Raw genomic sequence first — 15,549 nt, 5'->3', positions numbered from 1 at the left:
CGGCTTACTTCGGCAGCAGATCTTCCCAGCTCTGGGTTTCCGGCCGCACCAGGTCGGTCTGGCTGTACACCTTGCCGTCGGGTGCCGCGTACTGCCCGGTCCGCGGGTTATAGGTGGCAACGGCGAACGGGGGCCGTTGTGCTCCCGGCACGTAGCCGCTCGGCGCCGCCCCAGGGGGCATCGGCGTACCCTCGACCGGCCCGAAGATCTGTTCTTCCACCGTGATTCGATCGTCTGGCGGAATGCCCTGCGCGATGAGGCTGGGGTCGATCGGATACGGCCCTGTTGCGTGCTGACGCATCGCCAGGGGTTCGTAGGGGCGGTCGCTCTCGCAGATCTCGACGGTGGGCGCACGTTTTCCAGGCTGGGCCATACACGGGTAGTTCCGGGCGCCGCGCACCCCGATGGCGGAATCCTGCGGGAGTTTGCAGTACAACCCGTCCGGGGTGTCCACGTCGCTCAGATCCGCCGGCGAACGCCACGACGATGGCGGTAAGAATCCGACCGTGCACGCCGGCGGGTCGCCGAGAGTGAGGCTGAACTCGGACAGTGCCATGCCGGTCGGGTTGTTCAACGAAGACCCGTAGGACTGGGTGGCGGCCAGATAGGGCGGCAACAGCACCAGCAACTGTTCGATCGACCGATGGTAGGTGACGCCGATCTGACCGACCGTGCGCAGATTGGCCAGCAAGACCGGCAGCGTCGGCCGGACCTGTTCGAGTAGCCGGGACGCTTCGTCTGCGGCGCCGACTCCGGTGCGCAGGATGGTTTGCACCTCGGTGTCACGTGCCGCGACCTGCTGGGTGATCCCGGCCAGGCTGCGCGCCCACGTCCGGACGGCGTCTGCGCTGTCGGCCTGGCCCTCCAGCAGTGATCGGCTGTCGTCGATCAAGCTGCGAGTGCTCTCGGCGATGCCGTTGAGGTCGGCGGCGAGTCGACTCGATGATTCGAACAGGGCGCCGAGGTCGTTCCCGGTTCCGTTGAGCGCCTTGAAGGATTCGTCGAGCACAACACCGAGCTTTCCGGTGGGGATACTGTCCACGAGCGCGCTCATCTGATCAAGCATGGGTCCGACCGGCTTCGGCAGCGACGCATTGTCTGCGCTGATGGTGGAGCCGTTTTTGAGATAGGGTCCGCCATCGCTACGGGGCACCAGGTCGACGTATTGTTCGCCGACCGCGGAGACGCTGCGGACGTTGGCCTGTAGATCTGCGGGGATCTTCGGCGACGGCTTCAAGGACATCGTTACTTCGGCGCCGCCACGAGTGGGCCGGATGTCGGTGACCTTACCGACCTCGACGCCCCGGTAGGTCACGTTGGAGAACTGGTACAGGCCTCCGGTGGAGGGCAGTTGGAGTTTTACCGAGATACGGCCGATGCCGAGCAGCACCGGAGCCTGCAGGTAGCCGAAGACCATGGTGCCGACACCGATCGCCGAGGCGACCGCGAAGATGATCAACTGATTCCGGACGAAACGTGTCAACATCAGCTGCCGCCCGGGCCGGGGACGAAGGGCGCCTCGGACGTGTCCATCGGCGAGTCGATGAGCGGCGGTACGGTGGCCACCTCGCTGGGGCGTTCGGCCAGCGGGGCCTTGAGCGGATCCCGCGTGTAGGTGGAGTACCAGGGGTCCCCCGGTGCCGGCACCAGCGAGGCACCCGGTTCGCCCCACCTGGTGCCGAGCAGTATGCCGCTCTTGAGCCGGGGGATCGTGAAGTCGAAGACGATGAACTGATTCATGTAGTCACCGCGGATGCCACGGTCGATGAACTCTTGGGTATACGGGTACGTCGGTAGATATGCCAGGGCGGTGGCCAGATCGGGTCCGACATCGGCCAACGCACGTACCGTCGGTTCGAGGTTCTTGAGGTTGCGGACGATGTCGGCCTGCGAGTCGTTGAGGAGTTGCGTTGCGGTGGCACTGAAGTCGCCCAACTTCCTCAGGGCAGTGGTCAGCTGCGGACGCTGTTTGTTGAGCACGTCGAGCGCCGCCGGGATGCGGTTCAGGGCGGCGGTGAGCACGTCCCGCTGGCCGGCGAAGGTCTCGGCCAGCCGATTCAGCGATGAGATCGAGGCGATGATGTTGTCGTGCTGGGTGTCCAACAGGGTCACCACGGTGTTCATTCGGGTCAGCAGATCGCGAATCTGGACCTGCCGTCCGTCGAGCGCTGCGGTGAAGTTGCGGACGATGTCGCCGATCTGGGTCAGTCCGCCGCCGTTGACCACCACCGACAGCGACGAGAGCGTCTGCTCGGTCGAGGGGTACGTCGAGGACTTGGAGATCGGGATGGTCGCACCGGGACGCAGTCGCCCGGTCGCCGGTTCGCCCATGGGGGGATCCAACGCCAGATGCATCGATCCGAGCAGGCTGGTCTGGCCCACGGCGGCGACCGCATTGGCGGGAATGTCGACGTCGGATCTGACCGAGATCTCGACGTCGGCGCGCCAGTTGTCAACGGCCATTCGGCGGACCGTGCCGACGATCACGTCGCCTACCATGACCGGCGAATTCGATTCCAATGAGCCGACATTCGCTATCTGCACGTGGTAGGTGGTGGCTCCGGAGCCGGTTCCTACCGTGCCGGGAAGCGGTAACGAATTGAGGCCGTCGAACGAGCAGCCGGAGGACAGGAGGGCGATACCGCATGCGACGGCCGCCCCTCTTCGTCTCAAGGTCGTCGTCACGGCGCTCCTCCCGTCGATGTCAGTCCGGCTTGAGGCAGCAGCAGCTCGGGAAGGTTCGATGCGGCCGGCGTCGGTGGTGGCAGCACCGGGACTCCTGGCGGAACGGGTGCGCCGGGATAGAGGGCCGGGTGCCGGTCGGCGGGCAACCCGTCGGGGGTGTAAGCCCCTGGTGGGTGCGGCGGATCGGTCCATCCGGGCGGGGGCGGCACGTCGCCGGCTCCGGTGTAGGCAGAGACCGCGGGCGGTATCTCCGCCGGCCCCGGGGCCGGCCCTCCCCCGCCGGGGGCCAGTCTCGGGTCGGAGTAGATGACGTTCTTCGGGGCGGGCCCGAGGTAGGCGTTGAACGGCAGCGGGAGATAGTTGAAGTTCATCAGTCGCAGTGCCGGGCCCAGGTACTCCGCACATGCCTTCCCGGACGTTTCCGCGGTGGCATTCTCGACCGCGGCGATCGCCGAGCAGATCGTGGCGACGGGGTTTGCGAAGTTGTTCATCGCGAAAGAGCCACGGGGGCCACCGGTATCGGGGTTGTAGATGTTGTAGCCGTTGACCAGAGCGTTCGGTGCGGCGTGCAGGATGTTTTTGACCACCATGCTGTTGTCGGACAACACCTGGGTTACGTTCGCCAGTCGCTGTACCTGTTGGGCGGACTGATCCCGGGACCCGGCGATGAAGCGTTGCACCTTTCCGATTGCGCCCGAGAGTTCGTTGATGGCCGAGTCGAGGTCGGAGCGGCTGCCATCGATCACGCTTGTCACGTCGGCGAGCCGGTCCTGAAACTCCACGATCTGGGTGTTGCTGTCGCGTAGTGCGGTGACGAAGACCTGAAGGTTCTTGATGACACTGACGATGTCTCCGCTTCCGTTTCCGAGGATTCGGCCGACGTCCGACAATTGCCTGATGGTCTCCCGGAGTTTGTCGCCGTTTCCCGCCATGGCATCGGCGGCGGTGTCGATGAAGCGTCCCAGTGACGTGTTGGACACCCCACTGGAAGGGCCCAACTCGGCGGCGAGACGGGTGAGCTGATCTTTGATCTCATCCCACTCGACCGGGATGGCGGTGCGATCCTCGCTGATCTCAGCGCCGTCGACCATGGTGGCACCGCTGGCCGCTGGACTCGACCCGTATGCGGGCGTCAGCTGCACGTAACGGGCGGAGACTAGGTTGGGCGCCACGATGATGGCTTTCGCGTCGGCGGGTATGGGCACGTCGTGATCGACTGAGAGGGTGATCTTTGCCCGCGTCCCCAGCGGCTCGATGGATTTGACGGTGCCTACCCGCACCCCGACCACCCGGACCTCGTCGCCGGGATAGATGGCCGTCGCCGATTTGAAGTAGGCGATGATCGTCCGGGGGCCCGCGATCTTCTGATAGCCGAGGTACCCGGCAGCCGACGCTAGCAGTACCGCCACGACGATTACCAGGAGCTTTTTGGCCGGCCCCAGCGGCTTGTCACCGATCATCGGGAACCTCCCGGAATCCCGTTGTACGGGAACGGGAATTCTGCGCGCGGCCCGGCGTTGTCGGGCGGTTGCCCGGCGTCGACCCCACGGCGGAGGCCGAGCGCGTAGTCCAGGAACGGTTGAATCGCCGGTCCCGGAAGCAGGTTGGACGCGAAACCGTAGTAATAAAAGCCGTTGTTGACGGCCTCACCTTGCGTCAGTTGGTATTTGGCGAGGCCTGTGAGGGTTTTGGTGAGGTTGTCGCGGTTGCGTTCGAGCATCGCCGAGACCTTGTTGAGCTGCTCGAGGGTGGGAGCCAGTTCCTGCTCGTTGTCGTCTACCAGACCGGAAAGCTGCTGAGCCACCGCTGTGGTGTTGGCAAGGAGATCGACGATCGCATGGCGCCGGTCCTGAAGCACCCCGAGTAGATCGTCGGCGTTGAGGATGAGCCGGTTCACTTGGTCACTGCGTTCGGACAGGACCCCGGTGACATTGGAGGCGGCCGTGAGTAGACCGGCCAGCGACTCATTGCGGTTGTTCAGTGACCGGGACAATCGGCTGATTCCGTCGAAGGTGGGAGCCAGCTGCGGTGCGAGTCGTTCGACGGTCGCCGACAGCGTGTCCAGAGACTGGTTGATGGCCGCGGTGTCGGTCGAGGCGGTGTTGGATGTGAACTCGCCGAGCGCATCGGTCAAGGAGTACGGCGAGGCGGTGCGGGAGAGCGGGATGACACCTCGCGCGCCGATGCTGCCGCTGCCGCGCGGTTCGATCACCAGAACCCGTTCTCCGAGCAGGGTTCCGATGCCGATATGAGCGGTGGTGTCCTTGCCGAGCCGGACCTTGCTGTCGACGGCGAAGGTGACCAGCGCTTTACCGTGGTCGAGTTCGACGCCGGACACCGCACCCACGTTGACGCCGGACACTTTCACGTTGTTGCCGGCGGCCAGCCCGCCGGCCTCGGCGAAGACCGCCTGGTACCGGATCGAGGTCGCCATGGCCAACAGCTGTTTGGGATGCAGTCCGACCAGGATGACCAGGACCATCACCACCAAGCCGACGAGCCCGGTTCGGACCAGCGCAGAGTCACGATATTTAAGCATCAGGGCTCTCCGCACCGTCCGGTCTGCTGGATCACCCAGGGGAAGTGGGCGGTGCGGCCTTGTAGGTCCGACACCCGGACCGAGACGCCGCAGATGTAGAGGTTCAGCCAGCTGCCGTATGAACCGAGCCGCACCAACTTGCGGTAGTTCTGCGGTGTCTTGTGCATCAACAGGTCGAGGCGGGCGAGATCGGTGTCGTTCGCGAGCAGCGGAGCAAGCCGGGTCAGTTGGTCGACAGTTCCCGACAGGGGCGCTCGCGCCTCGGTGAGCAGCGTGGCCAACGAAGCGCTTCCGTTGTCCAGTGCCGTGATGGCCTCACCGATCGGATCACGCTCCTGGGCAAGGCCGCTCACCAGCCGCTCCAGGCCGTCGACCGCATGGGAGAACTTGTTGCCGTCCTTGGCCAGTACGGTGAGCGTGTCGTTGAGATTCTCGATGAGCCGTTCGACGGTCTGCCCGTTGTCGGCCACCGCGTTGGTGAACGACGACGTCCTGGCGAACAACGACTCCAGGTCACCGCCCTGTCCCTGCAGGATCTGGATCAGGGAGCTGGTCAGCGTATTGACGTCGTCGGGATTGAGTCCCTGGATCACCGGTTTCAGGCCGCCGAGCAATAGGTCGAGGTTGAGGGCCGGTTCGGTCCGGTCGGTTCCGAAGCGGTACCCCGGTGGCCGGATGCGAGCAGGGCCGGGGTCGTCGATGAGTTCGAGGTAGCGGTCGCCGACGAGGTTGAGGTAGCGCACCGCAACCTTGGTGCTCTCGGTGAGCCGGATGTTGTCATCGGCGTCGAAGGCGACCAGCGCGGTGTTGTCCGACTGCAGCGCGACCTTCCGGACGGTGCCCACCCGAATGCCGGCGACTCGAACCGAGTCGCCGGTCTTCAGGCTCGAGACGTCCTGGAACACCGCCGAATAGGAGTTGGTGGAACCGGACCGGTACTGGCTGAAGATGACGAGCAGGGCCGCGGTGAAGAGCACCATCGTGATTCCGAACGCGCCCAACTTGACGGCGGTCTTTCCGAGCCCGCTCATCCGGGATGCCCGATCTGTGCGCTGTTGCGTGGCGGTCCGTCGATCGGCCCGTACAGCAGCTGTTTGAGGCCGTCGGAGTTCAGCAGGATTCCCTCGTTGCCGTACTGCGCGGGGTTGGCATCGACATCGGTGATCACGAACGGTGGATGCTTCTGGTATCCGACCTTGGGCAGATCGGTGCACTGCGGTCCGCCGGTTGCCGCCACCTTCGGCAGATTCTGCGGATACCGGTAGCGTTCCTGGCCCAGGACCACGGTCTGCAGCAGCAGGCCACCCGGCACGGGTGTGCCTGGGGCTTTGGCCAATTGGACGGCTCCGCCCAGACCGCAGGTCAGCGCCTCGTGGTACTGGTTGGTGAGGTCGGTGGTGGGGCCGAGCAGTGCCATGGTGTCGGTGATCGCATGGCTGTTGGTGCCGACGACGTCGTTGCCGGTCTCCGCCAGGCCGATCACGCTGAGCAGCAGCGCATCCAGGCTGTGTTGCTCGCTGACCACCGTACTGCTCATCCGCGTGGCCGCGCCGGCGGTGCTGACCACATCGGGTGCCGCATCGGCATAGGCCTCGAGCACGCGGGGAGCGACGGTGAAGTCGTCTTCCAGGGCCGTCAGGCTCGGGTCGACCCGCGCCAGAAACTCATCGAGATCGGACATCATCTGCCCGATCCGGTCTCCCCGGCCGTCCAACGCCGTTGCCAGGGCTCCGAGCGTCTCGTTGAGTTTGGCGGGTTCGATTTTCGCCAGCACCGACGACAGCCGCTCGAAGACCGTGTTGATCTCTACCGTGACATGGTCGGCGTGCAGCACCTGCCCACGCTGCAGAGAGTGTTCGGACGGTTCGGCCGGCGGGATCAGGTCGACATACTTGGAGCCGAACACCGTCGACGAGGCGATGTCGATGCGAACGTTCGCCGGTATGACGTCCATGTACGACGGGTCCATGGCCAGATGCAGGGCCGCGCGTCCGTCCGCCAATGATTCGATCGACTTCACCGAACCGACCTGCGCCCCATGCAGCTTCACTTTGGCGTCCGGATTCATGACCAGGCCGGCCCGGCTGGACAGCACAGTGATGGGAACGGTTCTGGTGAAGCTGCCGCGAAACAGTCCTACTGCCAGCGCGACGGTGGCCGCTACCACGGCCACCGTGGCCAATCCCGTCAGGGATCGTCTGATGCGCGAACTCGTTGCCATCACGTCGCCCTAGCCGGACAGGTGGAAGTTGCCGTTGGAGCCGTAAACGGAGAGCGACACCAGCAGGGTCACGGAGATTACGACGATGAGTGACGTCCGCACGGCGTTGCCCACGGCAACGCCGACCCCGGACGGTCCGCCGCTGGCGAAGTAGCCGAAGTAGGTGTGCACGAGCAGCACCGCGATGGCCATCAGGATTGCCTGCAGGAACGACCACAGCAGGTCTTTGGGGTTGAGAAACGTCCCGAAGTAGTGGTTGTACAGGCCGGCCGACTGCCCGAACATCACCACGGTGGTCAGCTTGCTGGCCGCAAACGACAGGATCACAGCGATCGAATACAGCGGCGTGATCGCCACCATTCCGGCCACAATGCGGGTGCTCACAAGGTATTCGACGGCGTGGATTCCCATGGTCTCCAGCGCGTCGATCTCTTCGTTGATCCGCATGGCGCCCAATTGAGCGGTCACGCCGGCGCCGAAGGTGGCGGCGAGGCCGATGCCGGCTACAACGGGAGCGGATATCCGGACGTTGATGAAGGCGGCCAAGAATCCGGTCAGGGCTTCGATGCCGATGTCGCCGAGGGAGCTGTAGCCCTGCACCGCAAGCGTGCCGCCCGCTGCCAAGGTGAGGAATCCGACGATGACCACGGTGCCGCCGATCATCGCCAATGTTCCCGCGCCCATACTGATTTCGGCGATGAGACGAACGACTTCGCGGCGGTAGGCGGTGGCTGCGTGCGGCACACCTGCGAGCGCGCGGCCATAGAAGGCGGTGTGGTCGCCGAGTCGGCTGAGGGTGTCGATCGGTCTGTTCAGCTCCCGCGCCACCTGCGGGTAGAGCACTCGTAGGCCAGCCATCGTGGTCTCCCGGCTAATCCGAAGTCAGCTGGATGCCGATGGCGGTGACCACCACATTCACCACGAACAACGCCATGAAGGCGTACACCACCGTCTCATTGACGGCGTTTCCCACGGCCTTGGCGCCGCCGCCGCTGATCGTCAGACCGCGATAGCAGGCCACGACTCCGGCGATCAGACCGAACAGTGCCGCCTTTACGCACGAGATGATCACCTCGGGCACCCCGGTCAACAGGGTGATCCCCGCCGCGAAAGCGCCGGGATTGACGCCTTGGATGAAGATGGAGAAGGTGTACCCACCCAGGATCCCGATGATGACCACCAGGCTGTTGAGCAACAACGCCACCACGCCCGACGCCAGCATCCGGGGAGTCACCAGCCGTTGCACCGGGTTGATGCCGAGCACCTCCATGGCGTCGATCTCTTCGCGGATGGTGCGCGATCCCAGATCGGCGCACATCGCCGTCGCCCCGGCGCCGGCCACGATCAACACCGTCACCATCGGCCCGACCTGCGTGACCGCGCCGAACGCCGCCCCGGCACCCGAGAGGTCCGCCGCACCCAGCTCACGCAACAGGATGTTCAGCGTGAAGCTGACCAAGACGGTGAAGGGGATCGCGACCAGCACGGTGGGCATCAGCGACACCCGCGCGACGAACCAGGACTGCTCCAGCAGCTCCCGGCCCTGAAAGGGCCGGCAGAACAGGAACTTCACCGCGTCGACCGACATCGCCAGCAGGCCTCCGATGGCCCGCAGGGGCCCGGATGTGCCGGCGCCGACCGCGGTCAACCCGGCGTACCAGCGGTCCTGGGCATTACTCACCATGTGCCGCAAAACCTCCACTGCCGGACCGAATGCCGTCGCTGACGCCGCCCGAGTCAGCGGCTTGCCCAAGACGGTGACAGCCGAACATGACGGGCGACACGCCGTATCCCATCCACCGGGAAGGGTCACAGCGCCGGAGCGGCTGGGGCGGGAACGTAGCCTGCTGTCGAAGTGCATCACCGATAAGAGCGACAGGAGTCTCCCTTGCCCCAGCCCACCGAACAGGCACCCGATCTCTCGCGCTATGCCGGCCGCCGAGTGTTGATCACCGGGGGCGGATCGGGTATCGGACAGGCCTGCGTCCTGCGGATCCTCGCCGAAGGTGGCCGCGTGGTCGCCGCGGACATCAGTGCCGAGGGCCTGGACGACACCGTCGCGAAAGCCGGCGAGCTGGGGAGTCGCCTGTCGACCGTGGTGATGGACATCGGCGATGAACCCTCGGTTCGCTCCGGGGTGGCCGAGGCGGTGCACGTGCTGGGCGGACTGGACACCCTGGTCAACGCCGCCGGGATTCTGCGCTCCTCGCATTTGGCGCAGACCACGCTGGCCGACTTCGAGCAGGTGCTGCGGATCAACCTGGTGGGCACGTTCCTGGTGACCCGCGAGGCCATCGGTGCGCTGCACGAAGGGAGGTCGCCCTCAGTGGTCAACTTCAGCTCCACGTCCGCCCACTTCGCTCACCCGTACATGGCTGCGTATGCGGCCTCCAAAGGCGGGGTGTTGTCGATGACCCACGCCTGGGCGATGGAGTTCGCGAAGGCCGGTATCCGGTTCAATTCGGTTCAACCCGGTTCGATTTCGTCGGGGATGACCGACGGAACGGGGGCATCACGGCAAAGCGTCGGCCCCGGGCTTCCAGCGGACGCCGATTTCACGCTGTTCGGCAAGGTGGCGCCGATGCTCCCACTGGACGGCGGCGCCATCTTCGCCGATCCGGACGCGGTCGCAGGCGTGGTGGCGATGCTGGGAAGCGATGACGCCTCCTTCATCACCGGTACCGAGGTCCGGATTGACGGCGGCTCTCATATGTAAGGGACTGCGGGGAGTTGGGCACGACCGACGGAGGAGAGGCATGAAGACTGCGGCCCTGCTGTGCACGCTTTCAGCATTCGCGGCGACCGGGGTATGCGCCTCCCCGCCAAGTTATTCCGAGCCGTTCTTCGCCAACTACCAGCTCCTGCTGCCGGACCGCTACGACTTCCACACCTGGACATGGGCGGTATCGCACTGCGTACCGGCCGCGGATGACTGCGCGCACATCCACGCGATTCCGATGCCGGTAGCCAAAGCGTTCGAGTACTCCGGCGACGCCCATCTCGCCAACGGGCGATACACCCTGACCGTGGACGTTCCGGACGGATTGCGCTGCGGCAATGTCTATTACGGGCCGATCATCCCGACGCGTGACGTCTACTCCTGGGATGCGGCGACGTTGCAGGGGACGCTGACGTCGTCGCCGGCCGGCGGATGCGAGGGCGGGCCCAGCGGCGTTATCAACTACCCGTTCAGCTTGATTCGCCTCTGATCGCTACCGCGGCGACGTCGTCGGGCTGCCCCGGATACAGTCGCGCCACGCTGATCGCTACGACGAGGCCCATCGTGAACCATGACATCGCGCAGCAGGTCGAGTAGATGTCAGCCAGCGGAATGTCCCTGCCGCCCTGAAGTGTCGCCGTGGCATCACCGACGCGAAGCATTTCAAGGTTGACCTGCAGGGCGAGTCCGAACCAGATGACGACCGGCATCAGCAGTGTCGATCGGGGCGAGGCAACGGACTTCCGCCGCCACCGCCGTTCCACCAACGAGAAGGCCTGGAACATCACCCATCCGGTGAACAGCCACCCGAAGTAATTACTCAAGGGAACGCCGAGCGCCCCACTGGGCGACCCATAGGAATACAGGCCGCGGGCGTAGGCCGCGATCGGGTCGATCACCAGGTCATATCCGCCGAGGGTGAACGTAGCGATGACGGGAGTGACGATCACGAAGGCCCGGTGGCCGCGGTTCTCGCCCATGATCACCCGGGCCAGAACCCATGCCAGCCAGGCCAGCACCACCCAGCCGAACACGACCGTGAACGGAACCCCGAGCGCGCGCGGTCCTTCGAAGTGATGAACGTAGGAGCCGAAGGGGAAACCGGTTGCGACACTGCACGCCTCGAAGCCGAATGCCACGGTCACCGCCACAGCGAAATAGCTGACAGCGCCGACCGGCCGGTACAGCGTCAGGGTGTGCAGCACGACGAACGCGGCCAGCGCGGCGCCGTACACCGCCTCGGCCACATTCTGTATCGGCGAGCCGACGCTCAGGGCCGCTGTCACCGTCGCGGCGAACCACACCGCGACCAGACACCAGCAGGCCACGGCCCGCCCTCGAGTGCGTGTCGACATCGCCGCATCGTAACGGCGCAGCCTGCCCGGCGTGGGCAACACCATTAACAGTAGCCACATTGTTAACATCGGGCGATGCAGGACCATCCGGTGACCCGTCGCCTGTCACACCCGGTTTCCCGGCGTGATGTGCTGCGGTACGCATCCGCCGCGGCGCTGGCCGGGGTGGGCGCTGCAGCCGCTGCCGGCACGCCCACCGCCTCGGCCGCCGCGCCGACGCTGATCGACTACGCCATGCGCCAGATCCCGGCGCAGGACATCCGGGCCGCCGGCCATGCGGGGGTGATCAACTACGTCTCGACCTCGCGCCCCGGGTCGAACTTCGGGGCCAAGCCGATCACCCGGCCCTACGCCGAGTCGCTGACCGCCGCGGGGCTGGTGATCGTCAGCAACTTCCAGTACGGCAAGCCGGGCGGGACCGCACCGTCGGACTTCACCCGCGGGTTCGCCGGCGGCGTCGCCGACGCCCAGACCGCCTGGAACATCCACACCGCGGCCGGCGGTGGCCGCAGCGCCCCGATCTTCTTCAGCGTCGACGACGACATCAACCGCGACACTTGGAACAACGTTGCGCTGCAGTGGTTCCGGGGGATCAACTCGGTACTGGGGGTACAACGCACCGGCATCTACGGCGGCGTCAACGCCTGCAAGTGGGCAGCCGCCGACGGTGTCATCGGAAACTCACGCACCCCGGGCCACCGGTGGGCGTGGCAGACCCGATCCTGGTCGCGTGGCGAACGCTTCCCCGCCGCCGTGCTCTTCCAGCGCATCGTGAGCACCGCCTCAACCCCGGGCCCGATCGTGGGCGGGATCGAGGTCGACGTCAACGACGTGATGGCCCAGGACTGCGGCCAGTGGAACCTGCACCCGTGACGTAGTCGGTCGGTAGGCGCTGCCGACGGCTCGGCTACTGGTTGGTCGTCACGAAGAGGCCCACGGTGAGCAGCACCACGCACGCAATGGACGTCCAGACGCCCAGGGTCGCTGACGCCATGAGTCGGCTCCTGTCTGTAGTCGGTCGACGGCCAATCTACCGCAGCCCCCTCGACGCCCCGCCCGCCGCGGGCCGGACCACGCGATTTCAAGGGCTCGCAATGCGCCCTCCGGTTGCCATGCTCGTCGGGTGCGATCCCGACGATCGAGGAGGCAAGGATGAGCTTGGACAACGCCCTGCGGACCGGGCCTGAGCTGGTTCCGTCGCGCTACGCGGTGCAGGTCGGCGACATAGAAGTCCTGGTGATCAGCGACGGGGTGCTACCGATCACCGCCTCGACGATGGCCACCAACGTCGACCCGGCGGATTTGGCGCATTGGCTCAGCGACATGTTCCTGCCGCCCGAGGTGATCGACTGGCCCCTGAACGTCGTCGTGGTGCGCACCGGGGGCCGGACCATCCTGGTCGACGCCGGGCTCGGGATGGAGTTCCCGGACTTTCCGCGGGCGGGCCAGACCGTGGCGCGGCTGCAGGCCGCCGGCATCGACCCAGCGGCCGTGACCGACGTGGTGTTGACCCACCTGCACATGGACCACGTCGGCGGGCTGCTCGCCGACGGGATCCAGGCGCGGCTGCGGTCGGACCTGCGGATTCACCTGGCAGCCGCCGAGGCCGAATTCTGGGAGGCACCCGATTTCTCGGGCACCCGGATGCCCGCCCCGGTGCCGGCCGCGCTGCAATCGATCGCGTCCCGATTCCTCGACGAGTACCGCTCCCGGCTGGTCCCGTTCGAGACCGAGTACGAGGTGGCGCCCGGCGTGCTGGTCTGCCGCACCGGCGGCCACACCCCCGGGCACAGCGTGGTGCGGCTGGCATCCGGTGGCGACCGGCTGACCTTTGCCGGCGACGCGGTGTTTCAGGTCGGCTTTGCGAACCCGGAGTGGCATAACGGATTCGAGCACGATCCCGAGGAGGCCGCCCGCGTCCGGATCCGGCTGCTGCGGGAATTGGCGTCGACGGGCGAGTCGCTGGTGGCCACCCACCTGCCGTTCCCGTCGGTGTGCCGGGTCGGGGTGGCAGGCAACGCCTTCCGGTGCGTACCGGCCGTCTGGAATTACTGAGGCGGGCCGGCGTGGGCCCACCGCATAGATTTTTGCCAGCACCCCGCTGAATTAATTAAATTCATCGCCAGAAAAACTGAGGATTTCCTGGGTTTCTGCTAGTGTCTCGCGCAACTGGCCTGCCGGCCGGCGCAACGTCGAAGTAGGGACACGACCGTGACCACAATCAAAAAGTTCCTGTGTGGTGCCACCGTCGCCGGCATGGTCGCCGGAACCGGGGCGGCCGTCGGGGTGCCGTCCGGGTTGTCGGCGCTGACCGCCGACTGGCTGCTGGCCGCCGAACATGTGCTGCTCATCGGCGTCGACGGCACCAACCTCGACAAGATTCTGCAGTACGCCTACGACGAGGACAGCGGCTTCAAGACGGCGATGGACCAGGGCATCACCGGCGCCACCAGCGAAGTCAACCACACCACGATCTCCGGTCCGTCGTGGTCGACGATCCTCACCGGCGTGTGGGACGACAAGCACGGTGTGGTCAACAACCTGTTCCGGCCCGAGCCGTATGACCAGTGGCCGACGGTGTTCAACCTGCTCGAGTACCACAACCCCGATATCGAGACCTCGGTGATCGCCGACTGGGACTACATCAACGACATCGGGGCCGCGGGCGGCTACGGCGCCGACAACAACCTGTTCATCCCGTTCCAGGACAGCTGGGCCGACACCGACGCGGCGGTCACCGCGGCGACCATCTCCCAGATCCTGGCGACCGCGAACAACCCCGCTGACATCGACAGCTTCCTGTTCTCCTACCAGGTGCAGGTCGACGAGGCCGGACACTCATTCGGCGGCGGGTCGCAAGAGTACGCGCAGGCCGTCATCAACGTCGGGGCCAACATCCAGCAGATCCTGGCCGCGGTCGCTGAGGCGAAACTGGCCAACCCGGACGACAACTGGTCGATCATCATCACCACCGACCACGGCCACCAGCAGTCACTGGGCTTCGGTCACGGCTTCCAGTCACCCAACGAGACATCGCAGTTCGTCATCTTCGACCAAGCCGGTGATCACGCGACCGACGGCAGCCAGAACCTGAACTACTCCATCGCCGACATCACTCCCACGATCTTGGCGCTGCTCGGTGCCCCGATGCGGTCGGACTTCGACGGCACCCCGATGAACGTCGACCCGGCCATCCTCGACAGCATCGTCACGCCCACCGATCTCAAGCAGTCGCTGCTCGACGCGATCTCGATGTACGGCTACCCGAACATCGGCAACGACCTCACCCTGGGCTTCCGGACGGTGATCACCTCCATCCCGTACTTCCTCGACAAGTTCGTGGGCCAGATCGACACCTTCCTGCAGTCGATCGTGGACCAGGACATCTTCCTGATCAGCGGGCTGGCCGAGTTCGTCCAGCAGATCAACGACTTCTTCGGCGGCCTGCTGGTGGATGCGACCAACGCGGTGGCACTCGGCGTCGGGTACCTCACCGGGGCGGGAGTCATCGCGCCGACCGACCCCCCGCTGCCGCCACCGGGGGGTTCGGAGGCCTCGCTGTTCGACACGCTGCTGGGCGACCACAACTGGCTCAGCCCCGACGAGGGCAGCCTCGACCTGGGGTCGCTGCTCGACTTCGGCGCACTGTTCGACTGATTTCTCGCCGCGCTCTCGCGGCGAACAAGTGGTGCGTTTCTCCACCGCTAAACGGGTATAGGGCTGCGGTACGGCACCGCAGCGGCGCCGGTGGACGGAGGAATCACAGCCGTGGTCGACAACCGATGATGCCGTTTCAGCGGCGACGTTCCGGGCTTCGCCGGATCACCGAAGGTCTCGGCGAACTCGACGCCGAGGTGTTCGAGGCGATCGCGCACTCGCCGAGCCGGCTGCTGGACACCACCATGCCGGGGCTGACGCGCGCCGCCGACCACTCCAAACTGTGGCTGGCGCTGGCCGCGGTCATGGCGGTCACCGGCCGGCCGACTGCCCGGCGCGCCGCCGCGCGCGGGGTGGCCAGCCTGGCGGTCAC

14 protein-coding genes and 1 pseudogene are annotated in these 15,549 nt (G+C 65.9%); 6 read left to right on the top strand and 9 right to left on the bottom strand.

Going from position 1 to position 15,549, the window contains the following annotated elements:
* Window positions 1-4: 4 nt before the first annotated feature.
* Genes DQP56_RS03305 through DQP56_RS03270 form a run of 8 tightly spaced genes read right to left on the bottom strand, consistent with a single transcriptional unit; the run spans window position 5 to window position 9,129 of the window.
* Complete coding sequence (locus DQP56_RS03305; RefSeq protein WP_112683568.1) at window positions 5-1,486, bottom strand: MCE family protein; 1,482 nt, start codon at window positions 1,484-1,486, stop codon at window positions 5-7.
* Window positions 1,486-2,685: an MCE family protein gene (locus DQP56_RS03300; protein WP_083079833.1), complete on the bottom strand. Its 1,200-nt coding sequence runs from the start codon at window positions 2,683-2,685 to the stop codon at window positions 1,486-1,488. Before DQP56_RS03300 ends, DQP56_RS03305 begins: the two co-directional genes overlap by 1 nt.
* Window positions 2,682-4,145 (bottom strand): MCE family protein, encoded by a 1,464-nt coding sequence (locus tag DQP56_RS03295; protein ID WP_112683567.1) that lies wholly within the window; start codon window positions 4,143-4,145, stop codon window positions 2,682-2,684. Before DQP56_RS03295 ends, DQP56_RS03300 begins: the two co-directional genes overlap by 4 nt.
* Window positions 4,142-5,224: an MCE family protein gene (locus tag DQP56_RS03290; RefSeq protein ID WP_112683566.1), complete on the bottom strand. Its 1,083-nt coding sequence runs from the start codon at window positions 5,222-5,224 to the stop codon at window positions 4,142-4,144. The genes DQP56_RS03295 and DQP56_RS03290 overlap by 4 nt, the downstream gene beginning before the upstream one ends.
* Complete coding sequence (locus DQP56_RS03285) at window positions 5,224-6,255, bottom strand: MCE family protein (RefSeq protein WP_083079827.1); 1,032 nt, start codon at window positions 6,253-6,255, stop codon at window positions 5,224-5,226. Before DQP56_RS03285 ends, DQP56_RS03290 begins: the two co-directional genes overlap by 1 nt.
* Window positions 6,252-7,445 (bottom strand): MCE family protein, encoded by a 1,194-nt coding sequence (locus tag DQP56_RS03280; RefSeq protein WP_112683565.1) that lies wholly within the window; start codon window positions 7,443-7,445, stop codon window positions 6,252-6,254. The genes DQP56_RS03285 and DQP56_RS03280 overlap by 4 nt, the downstream gene beginning before the upstream one ends.
* A 9-nt stretch (window positions 7,446-7,454) precedes the next feature.
* A complete protein-coding gene (locus tag DQP56_RS03275; RefSeq protein WP_112683564.1) occupies window positions 7,455-8,303 on the bottom strand; it encodes an MlaE family ABC transporter permease in 849 nt (282 codons plus the stop codon).
* A gap of 13 nt (window positions 8,304-8,316) precedes the next feature.
* A complete protein-coding gene (locus tag DQP56_RS03270; protein WP_083079822.1) occupies window positions 8,317-9,129 on the bottom strand; it encodes an MlaE family ABC transporter permease in 813 nt (270 codons plus the stop codon).
* Between the two features lie 258 nt (window positions 9,130-9,387).
* Here DQP56_RS03270 and DQP56_RS03265 point away from each other — a divergent pair, with 258 nt between their 5' ends.
* Together DQP56_RS03265 and DQP56_RS03260 are read left to right on the top strand one after the other, a co-directional pair.
* Window positions 9,388-10,161 (top strand): SDR family NAD(P)-dependent oxidoreductase, encoded by a 774-nt coding sequence (locus DQP56_RS03265; RefSeq protein ID WP_112683634.1) that lies wholly within the window; start codon window positions 9,388-9,390, stop codon window positions 10,159-10,161.
* Window positions 10,162-10,201: 40 nt separating this feature from the next.
* The gene (locus DQP56_RS03260) at window positions 10,202-10,654 is read left to right on the top strand and encodes a hypothetical protein (protein ID WP_112683563.1); all 453 of its coding nucleotides are present in this window, start codon (window positions 10,202-10,204) and stop codon (window positions 10,652-10,654) included.
* Here DQP56_RS03260 and DQP56_RS03255 read toward each other — a convergent pair.
* Window positions 10,635-11,519: a carotenoid biosynthesis protein gene (locus tag DQP56_RS03255; RefSeq protein ID WP_165824885.1), complete on the bottom strand. Its 885-nt coding sequence runs from the start codon at window positions 11,517-11,519 to the stop codon at window positions 10,635-10,637. The genes DQP56_RS03260 and DQP56_RS03255 overlap by 20 nt on opposite strands.
* A 75-nt stretch (window positions 11,520-11,594) precedes the next feature.
* On the opposite strand from DQP56_RS03255, the gene DQP56_RS03250 reads away from it, so the two are divergent.
* The 4 genes and pseudogenes from DQP56_RS03250 to DQP56_RS03235 all read left to right on the top strand — a co-directional run.
* Window positions 11,595-12,392, top strand: a complete 798-nt coding sequence (locus DQP56_RS03250; protein WP_112683562.1) for a DUF1906 domain-containing protein — start codon at window positions 11,595-11,597, stop codon at window positions 12,390-12,392.
* A 279-nt stretch (window positions 12,393-12,671) separates the two neighbouring features.
* Window positions 12,672-13,574, top strand: coding sequence for an MBL fold metallo-hydrolase (locus DQP56_RS03245; RefSeq protein WP_112683561.1), 903 nt, complete (start codon window positions 12,672-12,674; stop codon window positions 13,572-13,574).
* Window positions 13,575-13,730: 156 nt separating this feature from the next.
* Window positions 13,731-15,176 (top strand): alkaline phosphatase family protein, encoded by a 1,446-nt coding sequence (locus tag DQP56_RS03240; protein WP_112683560.1) that lies wholly within the window; start codon window positions 13,731-13,733, stop codon window positions 15,174-15,176.
* A gap of 125 nt (window positions 15,177-15,301) precedes the next feature.
* A pseudogene (locus tag DQP56_RS03235) lies at window positions 15,302-15,549 on the top strand (phosphoesterase); the annotation flags it as partial.

This window comes from Mycolicibacter senuensis, from assembly GCF_003284925.1.
Classification (GTDB): Bacteria; Actinomycetota; Actinomycetes; order Mycobacteriales; family Mycobacteriaceae; genus Mycobacterium; species Mycobacterium algericum_A.
This window is presented reverse-complemented; position numbering and strand designations above follow the sequence as displayed.